The sequence below is a fragment of the Streptomyces sp. NPDC054887 genome (genome assembly GCF_053610585.1).
Map to the genome: position 1 here is coordinate 1 of NZ_JBSGYQ010000103.1, position 16,277 is coordinate 16,277.

Sequence of the window (16,277 nt, forward strand, 5' to 3'; positions counted from 1 at the left end):
GCGCACATCCCGTGCGCCGGGCCCTTCGCCGTGACCGGTCGGCGGTACGGGCGAGGCAGTCGGGCCGGGGCGCGTCAGGCCCGGAGGCCCCGGCCCGGTCAGCCGCGGGCTGCCGCGAGCTCCTTGGCGGCCTCGCTCAGGTCCTTGGCGGTGTCGATGGCCCGCCAGTACGCCCCCTGCGGCAGCGGGAAGCCCGCCAGACGGCGTTCTCGCGCCAGCCGGGGGAACGTGGTGCGTTCGTGGTCGCCCAGGTCCGGGAGAAGCTCTCTGAAGGCCGCTGAGAAGACGTACACGCCCGCGTTGATCAGGTAGGGCGACGGGGGCGACTCGATGAAGTCCGTGATGTGGCCGAAGGTGTCCGTCTCGACGGCGCCCCACGGGATCCGGGGGCGGGCCAGGGCCAGGGTCGCGGCCGCGTCGCGCTCGGCGTGGAAGGCGGCCATCTCCCGGAGGGAGAAGCGCGTCCAGATGTCCCCGTTGGTCGCGTACCAGGGGCTGGCGGGGTCCGGGAGGTGCGCGGCGGCGTACTTGAGGCCGCCGCCGCGGCCCAGCGGCTCGCTCTCCACCACGGTGGTGACGCGCAGCGGCAGGTCGGCGGTCTCCAGCCACTCCTGGAGCACGCCGGCGAGATGGCCGCAGGAGACGACGGCGTCGGTCACGCCCTCGGCCGCGAGCCAGGAAAGCTGATGGCCGATGATCGGGGTCCCGGTTCCCGGGATCTCGACCATCGGCTTGGGGCGGTCGTCGGTGTACGGGCGCAGTCGCGAGCCCTGGCCGCCTGCCAGGACCACGGCCTGCGTCGGATACGTCGTCGTACGGGTCATACGGGGCACGATATGCGGCAGGACGCCGTCGGCCCCCGATCAGCCGGTCTGCTGGGCGACGCCCGAGGCGAAGGACGTGTCGCAGACGGGCCGGGAGAACGACTGCGCCTGCGTCGGACCGTACTGCTTCACCGCGGCGCGGCCGAGCGCGCGGGCGATGGACATGCAGTGCTGGGCGAGCGAGGGCCGGCGCTCGACCTCGCGCTGGAGGTGCGTGAGCGCGACGCCCGGGTCCTTCTCCTGGAGCTCCAGAAGGAGCTTGTCGCGCAGAATGTCCTGCGGAGCGCGGGACTTGGCGCGTACGTTTACCTTCTCGGATGACGCGGTCAGGACCTGCGCCTCGGGTCCGCTGGTGGTGGACCACGGGACGTTGGCCACCGCCAGGGTCCCGGAGAGCACCAGGACGACGGGCAGGACGAGAGCGAGACTGCGGCCGATTCGGCGGGCTGTGTGGGTCACGCGAGTGAGCGTAGCGGCCAGTAATGATTTGGCGACATTTAGTCACCCTTGCGGGGGATGGTTCGATGTCATTTTTCGAATTGGGTGTTGACGAACAGAGTTCGAAATGACCGTTCTGCCGGGGTATTTGTCGACACCCCGCGCCTCTGCCGAAACATGCGAAGGGCCCCGCGCCGAGGCGCGGGGCCCTTCGTTCGTCCCGGTTCCGGTGCCGGCGTCAGTCGCTGAGGCGCTCGCCGGTGGAGGTGGAGAAGACGTGCGTCTCGCCGGCGCGCGGCACGACGTGCAGCTCGCTGCCCTTGTCCGGCACGGCGCGGCCGTTCACGCGGACCACCAGCTCCTGGTGCCCGCCGCCGACCTGCGCGCTGCCGTACACGTAGCCGTCGGCGCCGAGCTCCTCGACGACGTTGACGGTGACGGCCAGACCGGCCGGCGCGTCGTCGGCGGTCTTGGTGAGCGAGGCCGCGGCGGCGGCGTTCTGCTCGACGATGTCGAAGTGCTCGGGGCGGACGCCGACGGTGACGGTCGTGTCGCCGCGGTCGGCGGCGGCGGAGAGCGCCTCGCGGGAGATCGGGACGACGCTGTTGCCGAACTTCACGCCGCCGTCCGTGATCGGGACCTCGACGAGGTTCATGGCGGGCGAGCCGATGAAGCCGGCGACGAAGAGGTTCGCGGGGCGGTCGTACATGTTGCGGGGCGAGTCGACCTGCTGGAGCAGGCCGTCTTTCAGTACGGCGACCCGGTCGCCCATCGTCATGGCCTCGACCTGGTCGTGCGTGACGTACACGGTGGTGATGCCGAGACGGCGCTGGAGCGACGCGATCTGCGTACGGGTCGAGACGCGGAGCTTGGCGTCGAGGTTCGACAGCGGCTCGTCCATGAGGAAGACCTGCGGCTCGCGCACGATGGCGCGGCCCATGGCGACCCGCTGGCGCTGGCCGCCGGACAGGGCCTTGGGCTTGCGGTCCAGGTACTCGGTGAGGTCGAGGATCTTCGCGGCCTCTTCGACCTTCTTGCGGATTTCGCTCTTGTTCACGCCGGCGATCTTCAGGGCGAAGCCCATGTTGTCGGCGACGGACATGTGCGGGTACAGCGCGTAGTTCTGGAACACCATGGCGATGTCCCGGTCCTTCGGCGGCAGGTGCGTGACGTCGCGCTCACCGATGCGGATGGCGCCGCCGTTGACGTCCTCGAGACCCGCGAGCATGCGCAGGGAGGTCGACTTGCCGCAGCCGGAGGGTCCGACGAGGACGAGGAACTCGCCGTCCTCGATCTCGATGTCGAGCTGGTCGACGGCGGGCTTGGTGGAGCCCGGGTAGATCCGGGTCGCCTTGTCGAACGTGACAGTGGCCATGGTGATGTTCTCCTTCACCGGCAGGAACGTGCCGGACGATCCGAGTAAGGGAGTGGTGTAGTCCACAGCTGTGGACCTGCCGTGACGGTACCTGGCGGAAACGGTTCTGTCAGTAGCCGGGGGCTGATCGAATTCCCGGCGGGCACCGGATCCGGTTTGGTTACACTGCTCCGGTACGCCTCCTTAGCTCAGCTGGCCAGAGCAACGCACTTGTAATGCGTAGGTCGTCGGTTCGAATCCGACAGGGGGCTCCACGGCCCAGGTCGCAGCACATGCGACCTGGGCTTTTCTGGTTGCCGTCCAGGGGGCGGCCCGTCGGGGCCGCCCGGTTCAGTGGCGGCCGGCGATGCGGTCGGCGCAGCGGGCGACCGGGTCCGTTTCGGCCGTACGGCCCGACGCCTCCCGGCGGTCCGCCGTGCGGTAGGCGGCGTACATGGTCTGGACGCCGAGCCAGCGGAAGGGCTCGGGCTCCCACTTGCGGACCTTGTGGTTGACCCAGGGGAGCGTGGTGAGGTCGGTGGGGCCGCCCTGGCCTGAGTCCTGCTGGATCAGGTCGCGCAGGGTGCGGGCGGCGAGGTTCGTCGTGGCCACGCCGCTGCCGACGTAGCCGCCCGCCCAGCCAATGCCCGTGGAGCGGTCGAGGGCGACGGTCGAGCACCAGTCGCGGGGTACGCCCAGGACGCCGGACCAGGCGTGGGCGATGGGGACGCCTGCGGCGGTGGGGAAGAAGCGGACGAGGATCTCGCGCAGGGCCTCGATGGTGGCGGGCCGGGTGCGGCCGTCATCGTCGATGCGCGAGCCGTAGCGGTACGGGACGCCGCGGCCGCCGAGTGCGATGCGGTCGTCGGCGGTGCGCTGGGCGTACATGTAGGCGTGGGCCGTGTCGCCGAGGGTCTCGCGGCCGTCCCAGCCGATGCTCTCCCAGACCGAGGCGGGCAGGGGGTCGGTGACGATCATCGAGGAGTTCATGGGCAGCCAGGTGCGGCGCTGGCCCTTGAGTCCGGCGGTGAAGCCCTCGGTGCAGCGCAGGATGTACGGGGCGCGGACCGTGCCGTAGGGCGTGACGGCGTGCTTGGGCTTGATCTCCGTGACGGGCGTCGACTCGTGGATGGTCACTCCGAGCTTCTCGACCGCCGCCGCCAGGCCCTTGAGGAGCTTGACGGGGTGCAGGCGGGCGCCGTGCGGGGTCCAGGTGGAGCCGACGGCGCCGGTCACGCGGACGCGCTCGCCGGTCTCACGGGCGCCGTGCAGAGTGCGTTCCTTCTCGCCGAACGCGATCCCGGCGGCGTGGAAGTGCTTGAGGCGAGCCAGTTGGGCCGGGGTGCGGGCGACTTCCAGTACGCCGCCGTGGTGGATGTCGGCGTCGATGTTCTCGGCGGCGGCGGTGCTGATGACCTCGGTGACGGTGTCGTTCATGGCCTGCTGGAGGCGGACGGCGGCGTCGTGGCCGTGCAGCTTGGCGTAGCGGTCGCGGCCGGCGATGCCGTTGTAGAGCCAGCCGCCGTTGCGGCCGGAGGCGCCGTAGCCGCAGAACTTCGCTTCCAGGACGGTGATGTTGAGGAAGGGGACGGCCTTCTTCAGGTAGTACGCCGTCCACAGGCCGGTGTAGCCGCCGCCGACGATGCAGACGTCGGCCGTCGTGTCGCCGGGCAGCGGCTCACGGGGGTCGGGTATGCCTTCGTTCGCGTACCAGTAGGAGATGCCGCCGTTGACGGTGCTCATGATGCCCCTGCGTTCGTTTCGCTGCTGCTCGGTGGTGGTGGCCGGACGGTAGCGGGCGGGGGTGGTGTGCGGCAACGGCGGGGTGGGGGTGCGGTGGTGGGGGGCCGGTGGAGGCCGTGGGGGCATTGCCTACGCTGCGGGGATGATTCGTATCGCCACGCCTGCCGATGTCCCCGTCATCCACGAGATGGTCCGCGAACTCGCGGAGTACGAGAAGGCCGCGCACGAGGTGCGCGCCACGCCGGAGCAGTTGCGCGAGGCGCTGTTCGGTGAACGTCCGGCGGCGTACGCGCACATCGCGGAGAACGAGGAGGGCGAGCCGGTCGGGTTCGCGCTGTGGTTCCTGAACTTCTCGACGTGGCGCGGGGTGCACGGCATCTACCTGGAGGACCTGTACGTGCGGCCGTCGCAGCGGGGCGGCGGGCACGGCAGGGCGCTGTTGTCGGAGCTGGCGGGGATCTGTGTGCAGCGGGGGTACGAGCGCCTGGAGTGGTCCGTACTGGACTGGAACGAACCCGCCATCGCGTTCTACCACTCGCTCGGAGCGGTGCCGATGTCGGAGTGGACGGTGAACCGGCTGACGGACGAGGCGCTGGTGCGCTTGGGGTCGGGGGAGTAGGCCGCGCGTCCCGGCCGTCCTTCACGGGGTGACGGACGGCCGGTCGTACGCGGGCTCCGGCTGCTACTGGAGCATGCCTTCGACGACGGTGGCGTCCGCCGCCGTGATGCCCGTCGTGGTGATGCCGGACGCCGTGCCGGGGAGGCGCAGCGAGTCGGCCGCGATGCCGATGGCGTACAGGTCGGCGTATCCGTCGCGGTCGGTGTCGCGCAGGCGGACGGTGTCGCCGAAGTTGTCGTTCCACGCCACGTCGCCGGGTACGCCGGCGGTGTCGCGGGCGATCCACTGGGAGCCGGTGCCGGTGATGCCGCTCGCGCCGCCCTTCAGCACGTGTACGCCTCCGGCGTCCGCGTGGTCGCCCAGCTTCTCGCCGGGGACGCCGATCGCGAGGTCCTTGTAGCCGTCGCGGTCGATGTCGGCGGCCGAGACGGAACTGCCGAAGCGGTCGCCGGTCTCGGGGGTGCCGGAGACGCCGGTGGTCGCCTGGGTGATGCGGGCGGTGGTGGCGGGGCCGGTGGACGAGCCGTACCAGAGCGACACGCTGCCCTTGTCGCCGCCGTACATCTGCGTGCCGGCCGCGAAGTCGCCGTAGCCGTCCTTGTTGAAGTCCGCGATGACGCCCGGGCGGGGGTCGCCGTAGTGGGTCACCAGGCGCAGGGTCCTGCCCGAAGCCGGCGTGGAGCCGCCCTTGACGAACCAGGCGTCGGTGCCGAAGTCGACGTTGTTGAGACCGGTGACCACCAGGTCGGTGCTGGAGTCGCCGTTCATCCTGCCGGCGGTCAGGAACCGGGCGGAGAAACCCGACTTGGCGAGGGCGGACACGGTGCCGGCCACGCCCGAGCGGGTGAGGGCGCCGCGGTAGACGTAGGTCTTGCCGGCGCTGGTGGCGGCGAGGTCCTTCTTGCCGTCGCCGTTGAAGTCTCCGGCGGCCAGGCCCACGCCGAAGCGGCCGTCGGCGACCTTCGCGCCCATGTTGGGGATGCTGGTGCCTCCGTCGAGGCCGGCCGCGCTGCCCCACAGGACGGTGACGGCGCCCTGGTCCTCGCGCCCGTCGACGTCCTCCCCGTACGTGTTGACCGCCAGGTCGGCGTAACCGTCGGCGTTGAAGTCGGCGGCGGCCCGCGTGTCGCCGAACATGTCGTCGGTCTCGTCCGTGCCGGGGACGCCGGGGCTCGACTGGGTGATGAGCTGGGTGCGGGTGCCGGGACCGGCCGCGGTGCCGAAGGTGATGAGGACGCCGCCGCCGTTGTTCGCGCGGAACGTGTAGGTGGCGTAGTCGCGGTAGCCGTCACCGTTGAAGTCGTCGGCGTACTTGGCGGCGGCAGCCGACGCGGGGGCGGCCGTGACGACCGGGACGACGGACGCCACGAGAAGTGCCGCGCCGACGGCATGGCGCATGCGCATGAATGTCTCCTGAGGTTCTTTCGACCGCCCGTCCGCCGGGAGTGGTCCGCGGGGCGCGAGGCGGTGCACGAACTGGAGACGGCCGACGGGGGCCCGGGGTTGTACGGCGGTCCTCGCGGGATGCGGCGGCGGGGCGTGCGCTCCGGATGTTCTCCAGGTGCTCTTCGATTCCCCTTGCGTGGAGAACCAGCGTTCTCGTACGGTTGCGGCACACCGTGAGAACGATCGTTCTCCCGGTTCTGAGCCATCTCCTGGGGGCAGTTGTGTCTGTGTTCGGTACGCGGCACCGCACCGTCGAGGTCGACGGACTCGAAGTCTTCTACCGCGAGGCGGGCGACCCGTCCCGGCCCACCCTCGTGCTCCTGCACGGCTTTCCGTCGAGTTCGCACATGTACCGGGGTCTGCTGGCCGAACTCGCCGACGAGTTCCACCTCGTCGCCCCCGACCACATCGGCTTCGGCCACTCGGCGGCGCCGGGCGCCGACGCGTTCCCGTACAGCTTCGACAGGCTGACCGAGGTCACGCTCGCGCTGCTCGACAAGCTCGGCATCGGCAGGTTCGCGCTCTACCTCCACGACTACGGGGCGCCGATCGGCCTGCGCATCGCCGGCCGGGACCCGGGGCGGGTCACCGCGCTGATCAGCCAGAGCGGCAACGCGTACACGGAGGGCTTCACGCCCTTCTGGGACGTGCTGTTCGCGCACGCCAAGGACCGCGCGGCGCACGAGCCCGCCGTGCGCGAGCTGCTGACCGCCGGGGCGACGCGATGGCAGTACGAGCACGGGGTGCCGGCGGACCGCCTCGGCCGGATCGCTCCCGAGACGTGGACGCTGGACCAGGCCGGACTCGACCGGCCGGGGAACAAGGAGATCCAGCTCCAGCTCTTCTGGGACTACCAGTTCAACATCGACCACTACCCGGCCTTCCAGGAGTACTTCCGCACCCACCGCCCGCCGGCCCTCGTCGCCTGGGGCCGCAACGACGAGATCTTCGGGGCGGCGGGCGCGGAGGCGTTCGCCAGGGACCTGCCGGACGCCCGGATCCACCTGCTCGAAGCGGGGCACTTCGCCCTGGAGACGCACGGGGACGAAATCGCCGCGCTGGTAAGGGAGTTCCTGCGCGGGGTGGGACAGGGAGAAGCGCGTTCTACGGTATGAGGACGACCTTGCCCATCGTGCCGCGTGTCTCCAGGGCCAAGTGGGCCGCCGCCGCTTCGGACAGGGGGTAGCGCTGCACCGCCGGGGTCAGGCGGCCGGCGGCCGCCTCGGCCAGGGCGTGGTTCTCCAGAGTGCGTACGGGGTTGGGGCCGCCGGCCCTGGCGAGCATCGCCGGGCCGAGTACGCCCTCGGAGGTGATGCCGCGCTCGGCCAGTTCCTCGTCGGTGAACGTCAGCGGGGAGCCGTCGCGCAGGCCGTCCGACGACCAGCCGAAGACGAGGTGCCGGCCGCCCCTGCCGAGGAGGTCGACGGCCGCGCGGCCGGTGTCGCCGCCGACCGAGTCGAAGACGACGGTGGCCGCGCCGTCGCCCAGGAACGCGCGTACCCGCTGCGGCCAGTCCGGCCGCGTGTAGTCGACGGCCAGGTCCGCGCCGTTCTCCCGCACGCGGGCGACCTTGGCGGGGCCGCCGGCCAGACCGACGACGGTGCCTCCGGCGTTCTTCACGTACTGCACGAGGAGCGTGCCGATGCCACCGGCGGCGGCCGGGACGACGGCCACGGTGTCGGCCGACACCTCGGTGAACTGGAGGATGCCCATGGTGGTGCGGCCCGTGCCGATCATGGCGACGGCCTGCGCCTCGTCGAGGTTGCCCGGAATCTCCTGGAGGCGCTCCGCGTCGGTGACCGCGAGTTCGGCGTATCCCCCGGGGTGCATGCCGAGGTGCACGACGACGCGTTTGCCGAGCCACGACGGGTCGGTCCCCTCACCCAGCGTATCGACCGTGCCGGCGACCTCGCGGCCGGGGATCGTGGGCATCTCGGCCGGAGCCGGGAAGGGGCCCGTCATGCCCTCGCGCAGGGCGGTGTCGAGGAGGTGCACACCGGCCGCCGCCACGGCGACGCGGACCTGGCCGGGGCCGGGGACGGGGTCCTCGGTCCGCTCGTACGTGAGGTTCTCGGCGGGGCCGAAGGCGTGGAGGCGGACGGCGTGCATGGCGGGCTCCTGTGTCGTCGTCGGGGGTTCCTGAGCTGCGACCGGGCCCAGGCTCCTGCCTCAAGCGCGGTTGAGGTCAAGCCCGTCACGGCCCGTCGGTCCGCCGCGTCCGGCGTGTGCTGTGCCGCGGGTGGTCGTCGTGGTCCGCAGTGCCAGGGTCGCCGCCTCCAGGGCGCTGTTGAACGACACCTCGGCCAGCAGGCCCGGCGCCGCGACCTGGTCGCCCGCGAGGAACACACCGCCGCCCCGGTTGACCGCGGGTCGGTCGCGCCAGGTGGTGCCCGGCCGGTCGAGCGCGCCCGTACGGCCCGCGGCCATGGCCTCCCGCCGCCAGGTGGTGCGCTCACGCCAGCCGGAGAAGCCGAGGTCGAGCAGACGCTCGGCGCGTGCGACGCCGTCCGCGCGGGACTCGCCGGGGGCAAGGGGGAACTGGCTCTGGATGAGCTGTTCTCCTGCGGGGGCGAGCGAGGGGTCCTGGACGGTGAACCGTTCGATCCAGCCGGGCGATTCCAGGTCGGACACGACGAACGGGTCGCCCCTGCGCGTCCTGACGGCCAGATCGAGCAGGACCGTACGTCCGCTCTCCCAGACCAGCGTGTCGTCGCCCAGCAGCCGCCGGGCCGCCTGCAGCGACGTGGCGACGATCACCGGACCGCCGGCCTCCGGAAGGGCGGTGATCCGCTCGGTGGTCTCGATCCGTACGCCGAGGTTCCAGGCCCGCGCCGCCATGCGGTCGATGACGGACGCCCAGCCGCCGCGCGGGTAGCGCGCCTCCGGCGGGACCGCGACGAGGCGGCGCAGCCGCTCCTGGACGAAGCGGGCGGAGAGGGAGCCGGGGTCGTGGTGGAAGAACGCGACGCCGGTGAAGTGCGCCGCCGCGCGGGCGTCCGCCTCGCCCACCTCGCCGGTGGCCCAGGTCAGGAAGTCGGCGTCCACGGGAGCCTTCGCGGGCGAACGGAGGGCGAGCTTCAGCAGCCCGAGCGGCGGGGTGCGGCGCAGGGCGCCGCCCCGGTGGAAGCGGAAGCGGGCGCCTTCGACCAGGGGCACGGTCGCGACGGGGCCGAGCAGGTCGCGCCGCTTGAGCCACGACCAGAGCGGGCCGCCGCTGTAGAGGGCGTGCGGGCCCTCGTTGGTCCTGTACGGGCCCTCGGCGGTGCGGGCCCGGCCGCCGAGGGTGTGGTGTGCCTCGTACAGGGTCACCGCGCTGCCGGACTCGGCCGCCGTCACGGCCGCGGTCAGGCCGGCGATACCGCCGCCGATGACAGTGATGTGGTGCCGCATCTTCCGGTCTCCTTGCCGTCGTGGATCGCTGTCACAGGGGTGACGGACGGCGGGGTCCCGGATGTGACATCAGGGCGCGGACGACGGCCGGGGGATTGTCAGTGGGGTGGTCCAGCATGGGGGCATGGCACGGAACACGAACACCGCGAGTACGAGGCAGACCCGGGCCGTCCGCCCCGTCCGGCGCCCGCAGGTGCGGCTGCCGCCGCTAACGCCGTTCGGCGCCGGTGAGCTGCTGGAAGCCGAGGGCGACTACGACGGTCTGGAGTTCCGCGACCTTGACCTGAGCGCCCACGAGGCGCGCGGCGCGCGCTTCCTGGACTGCGGGCTGTACGGAGTGGCGCTCGACGAGACGCGGCTGGGCCGGGCGCGCTTCATCGACTCGGTGCTGGACGGGGTGCGGGGCGTGGGCGCCGATCTGGCCGAGGCGGCGCTGCGCGACGTGGAGGTGGTCGACGCCCGCCTGGGCAGGGTCCAGCTGCACGCGTCGTCCTGGGAGCGGGTGCTGGTGCGCGGCGGGAAGATCGACTACCTGAACCTGCGCCGGGCCCGCCTGAAGGACGTGGTCTTCGAGGGGTGCGTACTGGTCGAGCCCGACTTCGGCGGGGCGCGCCTGGAGCGGGTGGAGTTCCGCGACTGCGTGCTGCGGCGGGTGGACTTCGACGCGGTCTCGATGACGGACGTGGACCTGCGCACGGTCGCGGAGCTGGACGTCGCGCGGGGCGTGGACCGGCTGGCTGGCTCGGTGATCAGCCCCTCCCAGCTGCTGGAACTGGCGCCGGCGTTCGCGGCGCAGATCGGGGTGCGGGTGGAGAGCGCGGGGGATTAAGGGGGGCGGGGGAGAAGGGCTCGGAGCGTGGGGGAGGTGGCTCGGGAGCGCGGGGGAGGGGGCGAGCGGTACGCCTGTGCGGGCGTGCGAGGACTCCCGCGGGCGCGGGCGGGCGTGCCCGGGGACTCCCCGGGCGCGGCGGGGATTGGTGACTAGGCGGGCATGCGGGGGAAGCGGGCCTGGAGGTCCCAGATCGCCGGGTTGTCGGCGAGCCCGTCGTGCATGTCGGTGAGGTCCGCGATGAGGTCGTGCAGGAAGTCGCGGGCCTCGCGGCGCAGCAGCCGGTGGCTGAAGGTGATCGGCGGCTCCTCCACGGGCATCCAGTCGGCCGCGATGTCGACCCAGCCGAAGCGGCGCTCGAAGAGCATCCGGTCCGTCGACTCGGTGAAGTCCAGCTCCGCGAACTGCGGCTTCGCGGAGCGGCTGCCGCGCGGGTCCTGGTCGAGCTGCTCCACGATGTCGCACAGCGCCCACGCGAAGTCGAGCACCGGGACCCATCCCCAGGCTGTGGACACCTCCCGGTCCGCCTTGGTGTCCGCGAGATACACGTCCCCGCAGAACAGGTCGTGCCGCAGATCGTGGACGCCGGCGCGCCGGTAGTCGGTCTGCGGGGGGTCCGGGAAGCGGCGGGAGAGGGAGTAGCCGATGTCGAGCACGTAGTCGATGGTGTCACGGCCGGGAGGGCCGCCCGCACGTTCGAGTGAACGCCGACGGGGTGCGCGGCGGGCGGGGGAGGGCGTACGGGCGGGCGGGGGCCTGCGCACGGGCGGTTGGGCCTTCGTACGGTGAGGGGAAGTCCGTACGAGCGGGCGGGGACGTCCGTACGGGCGGGCGGGGATCTCCGTACCGGCGGGCGGGGATCTCCGTACGAAGGCGGGGTGGCCTGCATACCGGGGCACAGGTCAGGACAGCAGGCGCTGTTCCTTCGCCACCGCCACCGCGCCCGACCTCGTGTCCACGCCCAGCTTGGCGTAGATGCGGCCCAGGTGGGTCTTCACCGTCGCCTCGCTGATGAACAGCGCGCGGGCGATCTCCCGGTTGCCCAGCCCCTGCGCGAGCTGCCCCAGGATGTCGGTCTCCCGTTCCGTGAGCGCTGGGCGGGCCGCGCCCCGCATGCGGTCCATGACCCGGCTGGCGACGGGCGCGGACAGCGTCGTACGTCCCTGGGCGGCCGAACGGATCGCGGAGAAGAGCTCCTCCGGGCGCTCGGCCTTGAGCAGATAGCCCGTCGCCCCGGCCTCGATCGCCCGCGTGATGTCCGCGTCCGTGTCGTACGTGGTGAGGACCAGCACATGCACCCCGGTCGGGGCGATGCGGCGGGTGGCCTCCACGCCGTCGATGCCCGCGCCCAGCTGGAGGTCCATCAGCACCACGTCCGGGCCGAGCTTCGCCGCAAGCGCCACCGCCTCCTCGCCGCTGCCGGCCTCCCCGACGACCTCGATGTCCGGTTCGCTGCCCAGCAGGGCGAGCAGGCCGGCGCGCACGACCGCGTGGTCGTCGCAGAGCAGGATCCGTACCGGACTCATGAAGGGGGCTCCAGGGGGATCGCGGCGGAGAGCACGGTGCCCTCGCCGGGGGCCGACTCGATCGTGAGGGTGCCGCCGAGCTGGCGCACCCGGGCGCGGATCGCGGGCAGGCCGTGGCCGCGTACGCCGGAAGGGGCCGACGGCACGTCGTCGGGGCCGAAGCCCGTGCCGTCGTCGGCGATGTCCAGCACCACCTGGTCGCCCAGATAGGTGAGCGTCAGGGCGGCCGCCCGCGCGTGCGCGTGCTCGCGTACGTTCGCCAGCGCTCCCTGCGCGATCCGCAGCAGCGCCGACTGGACCCGGTCCGGCAGGCCGCCCGCAGGAGCCCCGTCCACCCGGAACGCCGCCGACTCCCGCGCGGCGAGCATCCGGAGCGCCTCCTCCAGGCTGCCGCCCTCGGCCAGGTCGGCGGGGGCCAGGTCGTGGACGAAGCGGCGCGCCTCCGCGAGGTTGCGTTCCGCGATGGACTCGGCCGTACGTACATGGCGGCGGGCCGTCCCCAGGTCCGCGTCCCACTGCCGCTCCGCCGCCTGGAGCAGCATCTGCTGGCTGGACAGCCCCTGCGCCAGCGTGTCGTGGATCTCCATGGACAGCCGCTGGCGCTCGGCGAGCGTGCCCTCGCGCCGCTCGGTCGCGGCCAGCTCGCGGCGCGTACGGATCAGATCGTCGATCAGCGCCCGCTGCCGCGCGGCCTGCCGCTGCATGTGGAGGAAGACGGCCGTCGCGACCGCTGCCACGGCAGGCGGGGCCAGCACTAGGTTGGGGTCGAAGCCGCCGCGCGAGAGCTGGAGCTGCGCGGCGACGACGAACGTGGTGAGCACCCCCACCAGGACGAGCGCCGCGCGGGACGGAAGCGTGCGCAGCCCGGTGTAGAAGAGCGGCACCGCGCACCACGCGAAGCTCGGCGCGAGAACCACGAGCACCATCCAGACGGCCACGACCCCGCCCAGCCAGACCAGCCGCCGGGGCGCCGGGCGGGCCGCCGCGGGGGCGGCGGGACCGAGCACCGGTCCGAGCACCGGGCCGAGTACGTACAGCAGCGCAAGCGTGATGCTCAGCGCGATGATCCACGGGGTGCGGACCTCGCCGGGGTGCCGCAGCAGGAACCGGGTGAGCGAGGCGCCGAGCAGCAGGAAGAACGCTACGTGCATCACGGGGGCGAGCCAGCGCGCGTCAGGATCCGGCTGCCGGGACCGCTCCCGCGCGCCGCTTTCGCCGCCCTCACCGCCCTGGGCCTGCGCTTGGTCGTGCTCCTGGCCCTGCTCCCGTTCCTGGTCCCGCTCCTGGTCTCTTTCCCGATCCCGTTCCTGGTCCCGCTCCTGTGGCACCGTTCGCCCGTCCTCCTGGTCTGGTCCTGCCGCACTGCCGCACTGCCGCACGGTTCACTCCGCGCCGACCTGCGCATACGTCCCCATGGTGACCCGGTGGGACCAGGGCCGCATCAACCGATCGGCTGACGGGAAGGTCGGCCGACCCGCACGCCTTACCGAGCCGGTACGCCGACGCCACGGGCCCGTAAACGGCCGGAGGATCGATGACAGAGCCGAACGGACGCGGCACACGACCGAAGCCCGTCCCGCGCTCGACGACCCGAACTCCGGAACTTCCGAACTCCGGAACTCCGGAACTCCGGAACTCCGGCTCCGAGCCCGAACTCCCGATCTCCCGAACTCGGCAACAACTTCCCAGGAGTACCGCCATGCAGAAGCTCTCGTTCCGCACCCGCGTCCTCACCGGCGCCGTCGCCGCAGCGGCCCTCAGCGCCGGCACGTTCGGCGCACTGTCCGCCAATGCCACCGAGCCCGCCGCCGCCCCGGCGGTCGCCGCCAAGGCCGACCCGGCGAACAAGGACCTCCAGCAGACCACCCACCTGACCGTCGCCGCCGCGACCGAGGCCGCGCAGGCCGCCCTGGACGCCGCCGAGAACGAGAACCAGCGCATCACCGTCGCCGTGGTCGATCGCAACGGCAACACGATCGTCACGCTGCGCGGCGACGGCGCCGGTCCGCAGTCGTACGAGTCCGCCGAGCGCAAGGCGTTCACCGCCGTTTCCTGGAACGCGCCCACCTCCGAGCTGGCCAAGCGCCTGGCCCAGGCCCCGAACCTGAAGGACATCCCCGGCACGCTGTTCCTCGGCGGCGGCACCCCTGTGCAGGTCAAGGGCGCTCCGATCGCGGGCATCGGTGTGGCCGGGGCGCCGAGTGGCGACCTGGACGAGAAGTTCGCACAGGCCGGCGTCGCAGCGCTGGGCAAGTAGGGCGGACGGGGGCGGGCCGGGTCCCGCGCGGGACTGCCTCCCGGCTCCCGGCTCCCGGCCCCCGGGGGCCGGGAGCCGTCCGACTGTCGGGCGGCGCGCGAGACGGGAAGCTGGCCGGGGCACGAGATGGGGTGTCGTCCGTACGCTGGACGCGACGCCGGGTGGGCGGCACATTCCGTGCATAGGATCATCTGTGTGGACCAAAGGACTCGCGCACGCCGCACTGTTCCCACCGTCGCGGTCACCGCTGCCGTCGCCACGTTGCTCGTACTCACGTCGGCGTCGTGCACGAGCCTCGGCGGGATCGGCGGTGTGCGGGGGACGCCGGGCGCCTCGGGCGTGCGCGACCCGTACTTCCCGAGGCTCGGCAACGGCGGATACGACGTACAGCACTACGCCCTGACCCTCGACTACACCCCGCACCGCACCACCGGCGAGGACCGCACGGACCGCACCGCCGGTCGGGGGCGCGTCGGCCGTGTGGACCCCGGTGGCCCGGCCGGGCGGCTCACGGGTACGGCAGAGATCACCGCCCGCGCCACCCAGGACCTGAGCGCCTTCAACCTCGACCTGCACGGTCTGGACGTCACGTCCGCGACCGTGGACGGCGCCGAGGCGGCCGTGAGCCGCGCGGGCAACGAGCTGACGCTGCGCCCCGACACCGAACTGACCGACGGCGACACCTTCACCGCAGTCGTCCGCTACACCGGCACCCCCGCCACACTCGTCGACGCCGACGACACGCGGGAGGGGTGGCTGACGACCCGGGACGGCGCGGTCGCGCTCGGCCAGCCGAGCGGGTCGATGGCCTGGTTCCCGGGGAACAACCACCCGAGCGACAAGGCGTCGTACGACATCGAGATCACCGTTCCCAAGGGCCTGCGAGCCCTCTCCAACGGTGAGTTGAAGAGCGAACGCACCCGTGGGGGCCGCACCACGTACACCTGGCACAACGGCGAGCCGATGGCCAGTTACCTGGCGACCGTCGCCATCGGCCGGTACGAGATGAAGACCTCGCGCACACCGTCGGGCGTGCCCGTGCGCACGGCCGTGGACCCGACGGTCGCCCGCAGCAGCGCGAAGGTGCTGGCCACCGTCCCCGAGGTGATGGAGTGGAGCGCGAAGAAGTTCGGCCCGTACCCCTTCACCTCCGTGGGCGCGATCGTCGAGCGCGGCGACGACGCCGAGTACGCCCTGGAGACGCAGACCAAACCCGTCTTCCCCGGCGCGCCCGACCAGGGGCTGCTCGTCCACGAGCTGGCGCACCAGTGGTTCGGCAACTCGGTCACGCCCGAAACGTGGCGGGACATGTGGCTCAACGAGGGGTTCGCGACGTACGCGGAATGGCTGTGGGCCGAGGACGTCGAGCGTATTCCGGTGCGCGCCAGCTTCCGGCGCGCCTTCGCCGAGAAGGCGAACTGGGCGTTCCCGCCGGCCCATCCGCCGACGGCGGCCGATATCTCGGACGAGCCCGTCTACGGGCGCGGCGCGATGGTCATCCACAAGGTCCGCGAAGCGGTCGGCGACGCCGCCTTCTTCGCGATCGTGCGGGGATGGACCGCCGAACACCGCCACGGCAACGCGTCGACGGCCGACTTCACGGCGTACGTCGAGAAGAAGTCGGGCAACGACGTGCAGACGGTGCGGAAGGTACGGGAGGTCTGGGACACATGGCTGTACGGGAAGGACAAACCGCGCGGGGGTGGGGGGTGAGGGGGCGGGCTGGGTCCCTGGCGGGAACCACTTGTTGGTTCCCGGGGGTGGTTCTCGGGCCGTCCTGAGCGCTCGATGGTCGGTGGGCCGGGGTGGTGCGTCAAGGGCGCTCCTGCGTCGCGTCGCCTGCGGCGATTT

15 protein-coding genes and 1 tRNA gene are annotated in these 16,277 nt (G+C 72.2%); 6 read left to right on the forward strand and 10 right to left on the reverse strand.

Annotated elements, in window-relative coordinates; all coding sequences use genetic code 11:
* Positions 1-98: 98 nt before the first annotated feature.
* The 3 genes from ACWGH0_RS32980 to ACWGH0_RS32990 all read right to left on the reverse strand — a co-directional run bounded on the left by ACWGH0_RS32980 (position 99) and on the right by ACWGH0_RS32990 (position 2,637).
* Entirely contained in the window at positions 99-824 is a 726-nt protein-coding gene (locus tag ACWGH0_RS32980; protein ID WP_453407954.1) for a nucleotidyltransferase family protein, read from the reverse strand.
* Between the two features lie 39 nt (positions 825-863).
* Positions 864-1,283: a hypothetical protein gene (locus ACWGH0_RS32985; protein WP_453407955.1), complete on the reverse strand. Its 420-nt coding sequence runs from the start codon at positions 1,281-1,283 to the stop codon at positions 864-866.
* A gap of 217 nt (positions 1,284-1,500) precedes the next feature.
* Complete coding sequence (locus ACWGH0_RS32990) at positions 1,501-2,637, reverse strand: ABC transporter ATP-binding protein (RefSeq protein WP_453407956.1); 1,137 nt, start codon at positions 2,635-2,637, stop codon at positions 1,501-1,503.
* A gap of 177 nt (positions 2,638-2,814) precedes the next feature.
* On the opposite strand from ACWGH0_RS32990, the gene ACWGH0_RS32995 reads away from it, so the two are divergent.
* A tRNA-Thr gene (locus tag ACWGH0_RS32995) sits at positions 2,815-2,891 on the forward strand.
* 76 nt (positions 2,892-2,967) lie between these two features.
* Here ACWGH0_RS32995 and ACWGH0_RS33000 read toward each other — a convergent pair.
* On the reverse strand, positions 2,968-4,359 hold the full coding sequence (locus ACWGH0_RS33000; protein ID WP_453407957.1) for an NAD(P)/FAD-dependent oxidoreductase: 1,392 nt from the start codon (positions 4,357-4,359) through the stop codon (positions 2,968-2,970).
* A gap of 142 nt (positions 4,360-4,501) precedes the next feature.
* Between ACWGH0_RS33000 and ACWGH0_RS33005 the strand changes: the two genes are divergently transcribed.
* The gene (locus tag ACWGH0_RS33005; RefSeq protein WP_453407958.1) at positions 4,502-4,978 is read left to right on the forward strand and encodes an N-acetyltransferase family protein; all 477 of its coding nucleotides are present in this window, start codon (positions 4,502-4,504) and stop codon (positions 4,976-4,978) included.
* Positions 4,979-5,041: 63 nt separating this feature from the next.
* Here ACWGH0_RS33005 and ACWGH0_RS33010 read toward each other — a convergent pair whose 3' ends face one another.
* Complete coding sequence (locus ACWGH0_RS33010) at positions 5,042-6,382, reverse strand: FG-GAP-like repeat-containing protein (RefSeq protein ID WP_453407959.1); 1,341 nt, start codon at positions 6,380-6,382, stop codon at positions 5,042-5,044.
* 263 nt (positions 6,383-6,645) lie between these two features.
* Between ACWGH0_RS33010 and ACWGH0_RS33015 the strand changes: the two genes are divergently transcribed.
* On the forward strand, positions 6,646-7,539 hold the full coding sequence (locus ACWGH0_RS33015; protein ID WP_453407960.1) for an alpha/beta fold hydrolase: 894 nt from the start codon (positions 6,646-6,648) through the stop codon (positions 7,537-7,539).
* Here the strand turns inward: ACWGH0_RS33015 and ACWGH0_RS33020 are convergent.
* Together ACWGH0_RS33020 and ACWGH0_RS33025 are read right to left on the reverse strand one after the other, a co-directional pair.
* The gene (locus ACWGH0_RS33020) at positions 7,529-8,533 is read right to left on the reverse strand and encodes a zinc-binding dehydrogenase (RefSeq protein WP_453407961.1); all 1,005 of its coding nucleotides are present in this window, start codon (positions 8,531-8,533) and stop codon (positions 7,529-7,531) included. The genes ACWGH0_RS33015 and ACWGH0_RS33020 overlap by 11 nt on opposite strands.
* Before the next feature lie 60 nt (positions 8,534-8,593).
* Positions 8,594-9,814 (reverse strand): NAD(P)-binding protein, encoded by a 1,221-nt coding sequence (locus ACWGH0_RS33025; RefSeq protein ID WP_453407962.1) that lies wholly within the window; start codon positions 9,812-9,814, stop codon positions 8,594-8,596.
* A 124-nt stretch (positions 9,815-9,938) separates the two neighbouring features.
* On the opposite strand from ACWGH0_RS33025, the gene ACWGH0_RS33030 reads away from it, so the two are divergent.
* Positions 9,939-10,643 (forward strand): pentapeptide repeat-containing protein, encoded by a 705-nt coding sequence (locus ACWGH0_RS33030; protein WP_453407963.1) that lies wholly within the window; start codon positions 9,939-9,941, stop codon positions 10,641-10,643.
* Between the two features lie 152 nt (positions 10,644-10,795).
* On the opposite strand, the gene ACWGH0_RS33035 is transcribed toward ACWGH0_RS33030, so the two are convergent.
* The 3 genes from ACWGH0_RS33035 to ACWGH0_RS33045 form a co-directional block, all read right to left on the reverse strand.
* Positions 10,796-11,299 carry a hypothetical protein gene (locus ACWGH0_RS33035; protein ID WP_453407964.1) on the reverse strand — a complete coding sequence of 168 codons (504 nt, stop codon included), beginning with the start codon at positions 11,297-11,299 and terminating at the stop codon, positions 10,796-10,798.
* Between the two features lie 246 nt (positions 11,300-11,545).
* Positions 11,546-12,169, reverse strand: coding sequence for a response regulator (locus ACWGH0_RS33040; RefSeq protein WP_453407965.1), 624 nt, complete (start codon positions 12,167-12,169; stop codon positions 11,546-11,548).
* The gene (locus ACWGH0_RS33045; RefSeq protein ID WP_453407968.1) at positions 12,166-13,320 is read right to left on the reverse strand and encodes a sensor histidine kinase; all 1,155 of its coding nucleotides are present in this window, start codon (positions 13,318-13,320) and stop codon (positions 12,166-12,168) included. Before ACWGH0_RS33045 ends, ACWGH0_RS33040 begins: the two co-directional genes overlap by 4 nt.
* 548 nt (positions 13,321-13,868) lie before the next feature.
* Here ACWGH0_RS33045 and ACWGH0_RS33050 point away from each other — a divergent pair.
* Positions 13,869-14,426: a GlcG/HbpS family heme-binding protein gene (locus ACWGH0_RS33050; protein ID WP_453407966.1), complete on the forward strand. Its 558-nt coding sequence runs from the start codon at positions 13,869-13,871 to the stop codon at positions 14,424-14,426.
* 195 nt (positions 14,427-14,621) lie between these two features.
* Entirely contained in the window at positions 14,622-16,139 is a 1,518-nt protein-coding gene (locus ACWGH0_RS33055; RefSeq protein WP_453407967.1) for a M1 family metallopeptidase, read from the forward strand.
* Positions 16,140-16,277: the final 138 nt, after the last annotated feature.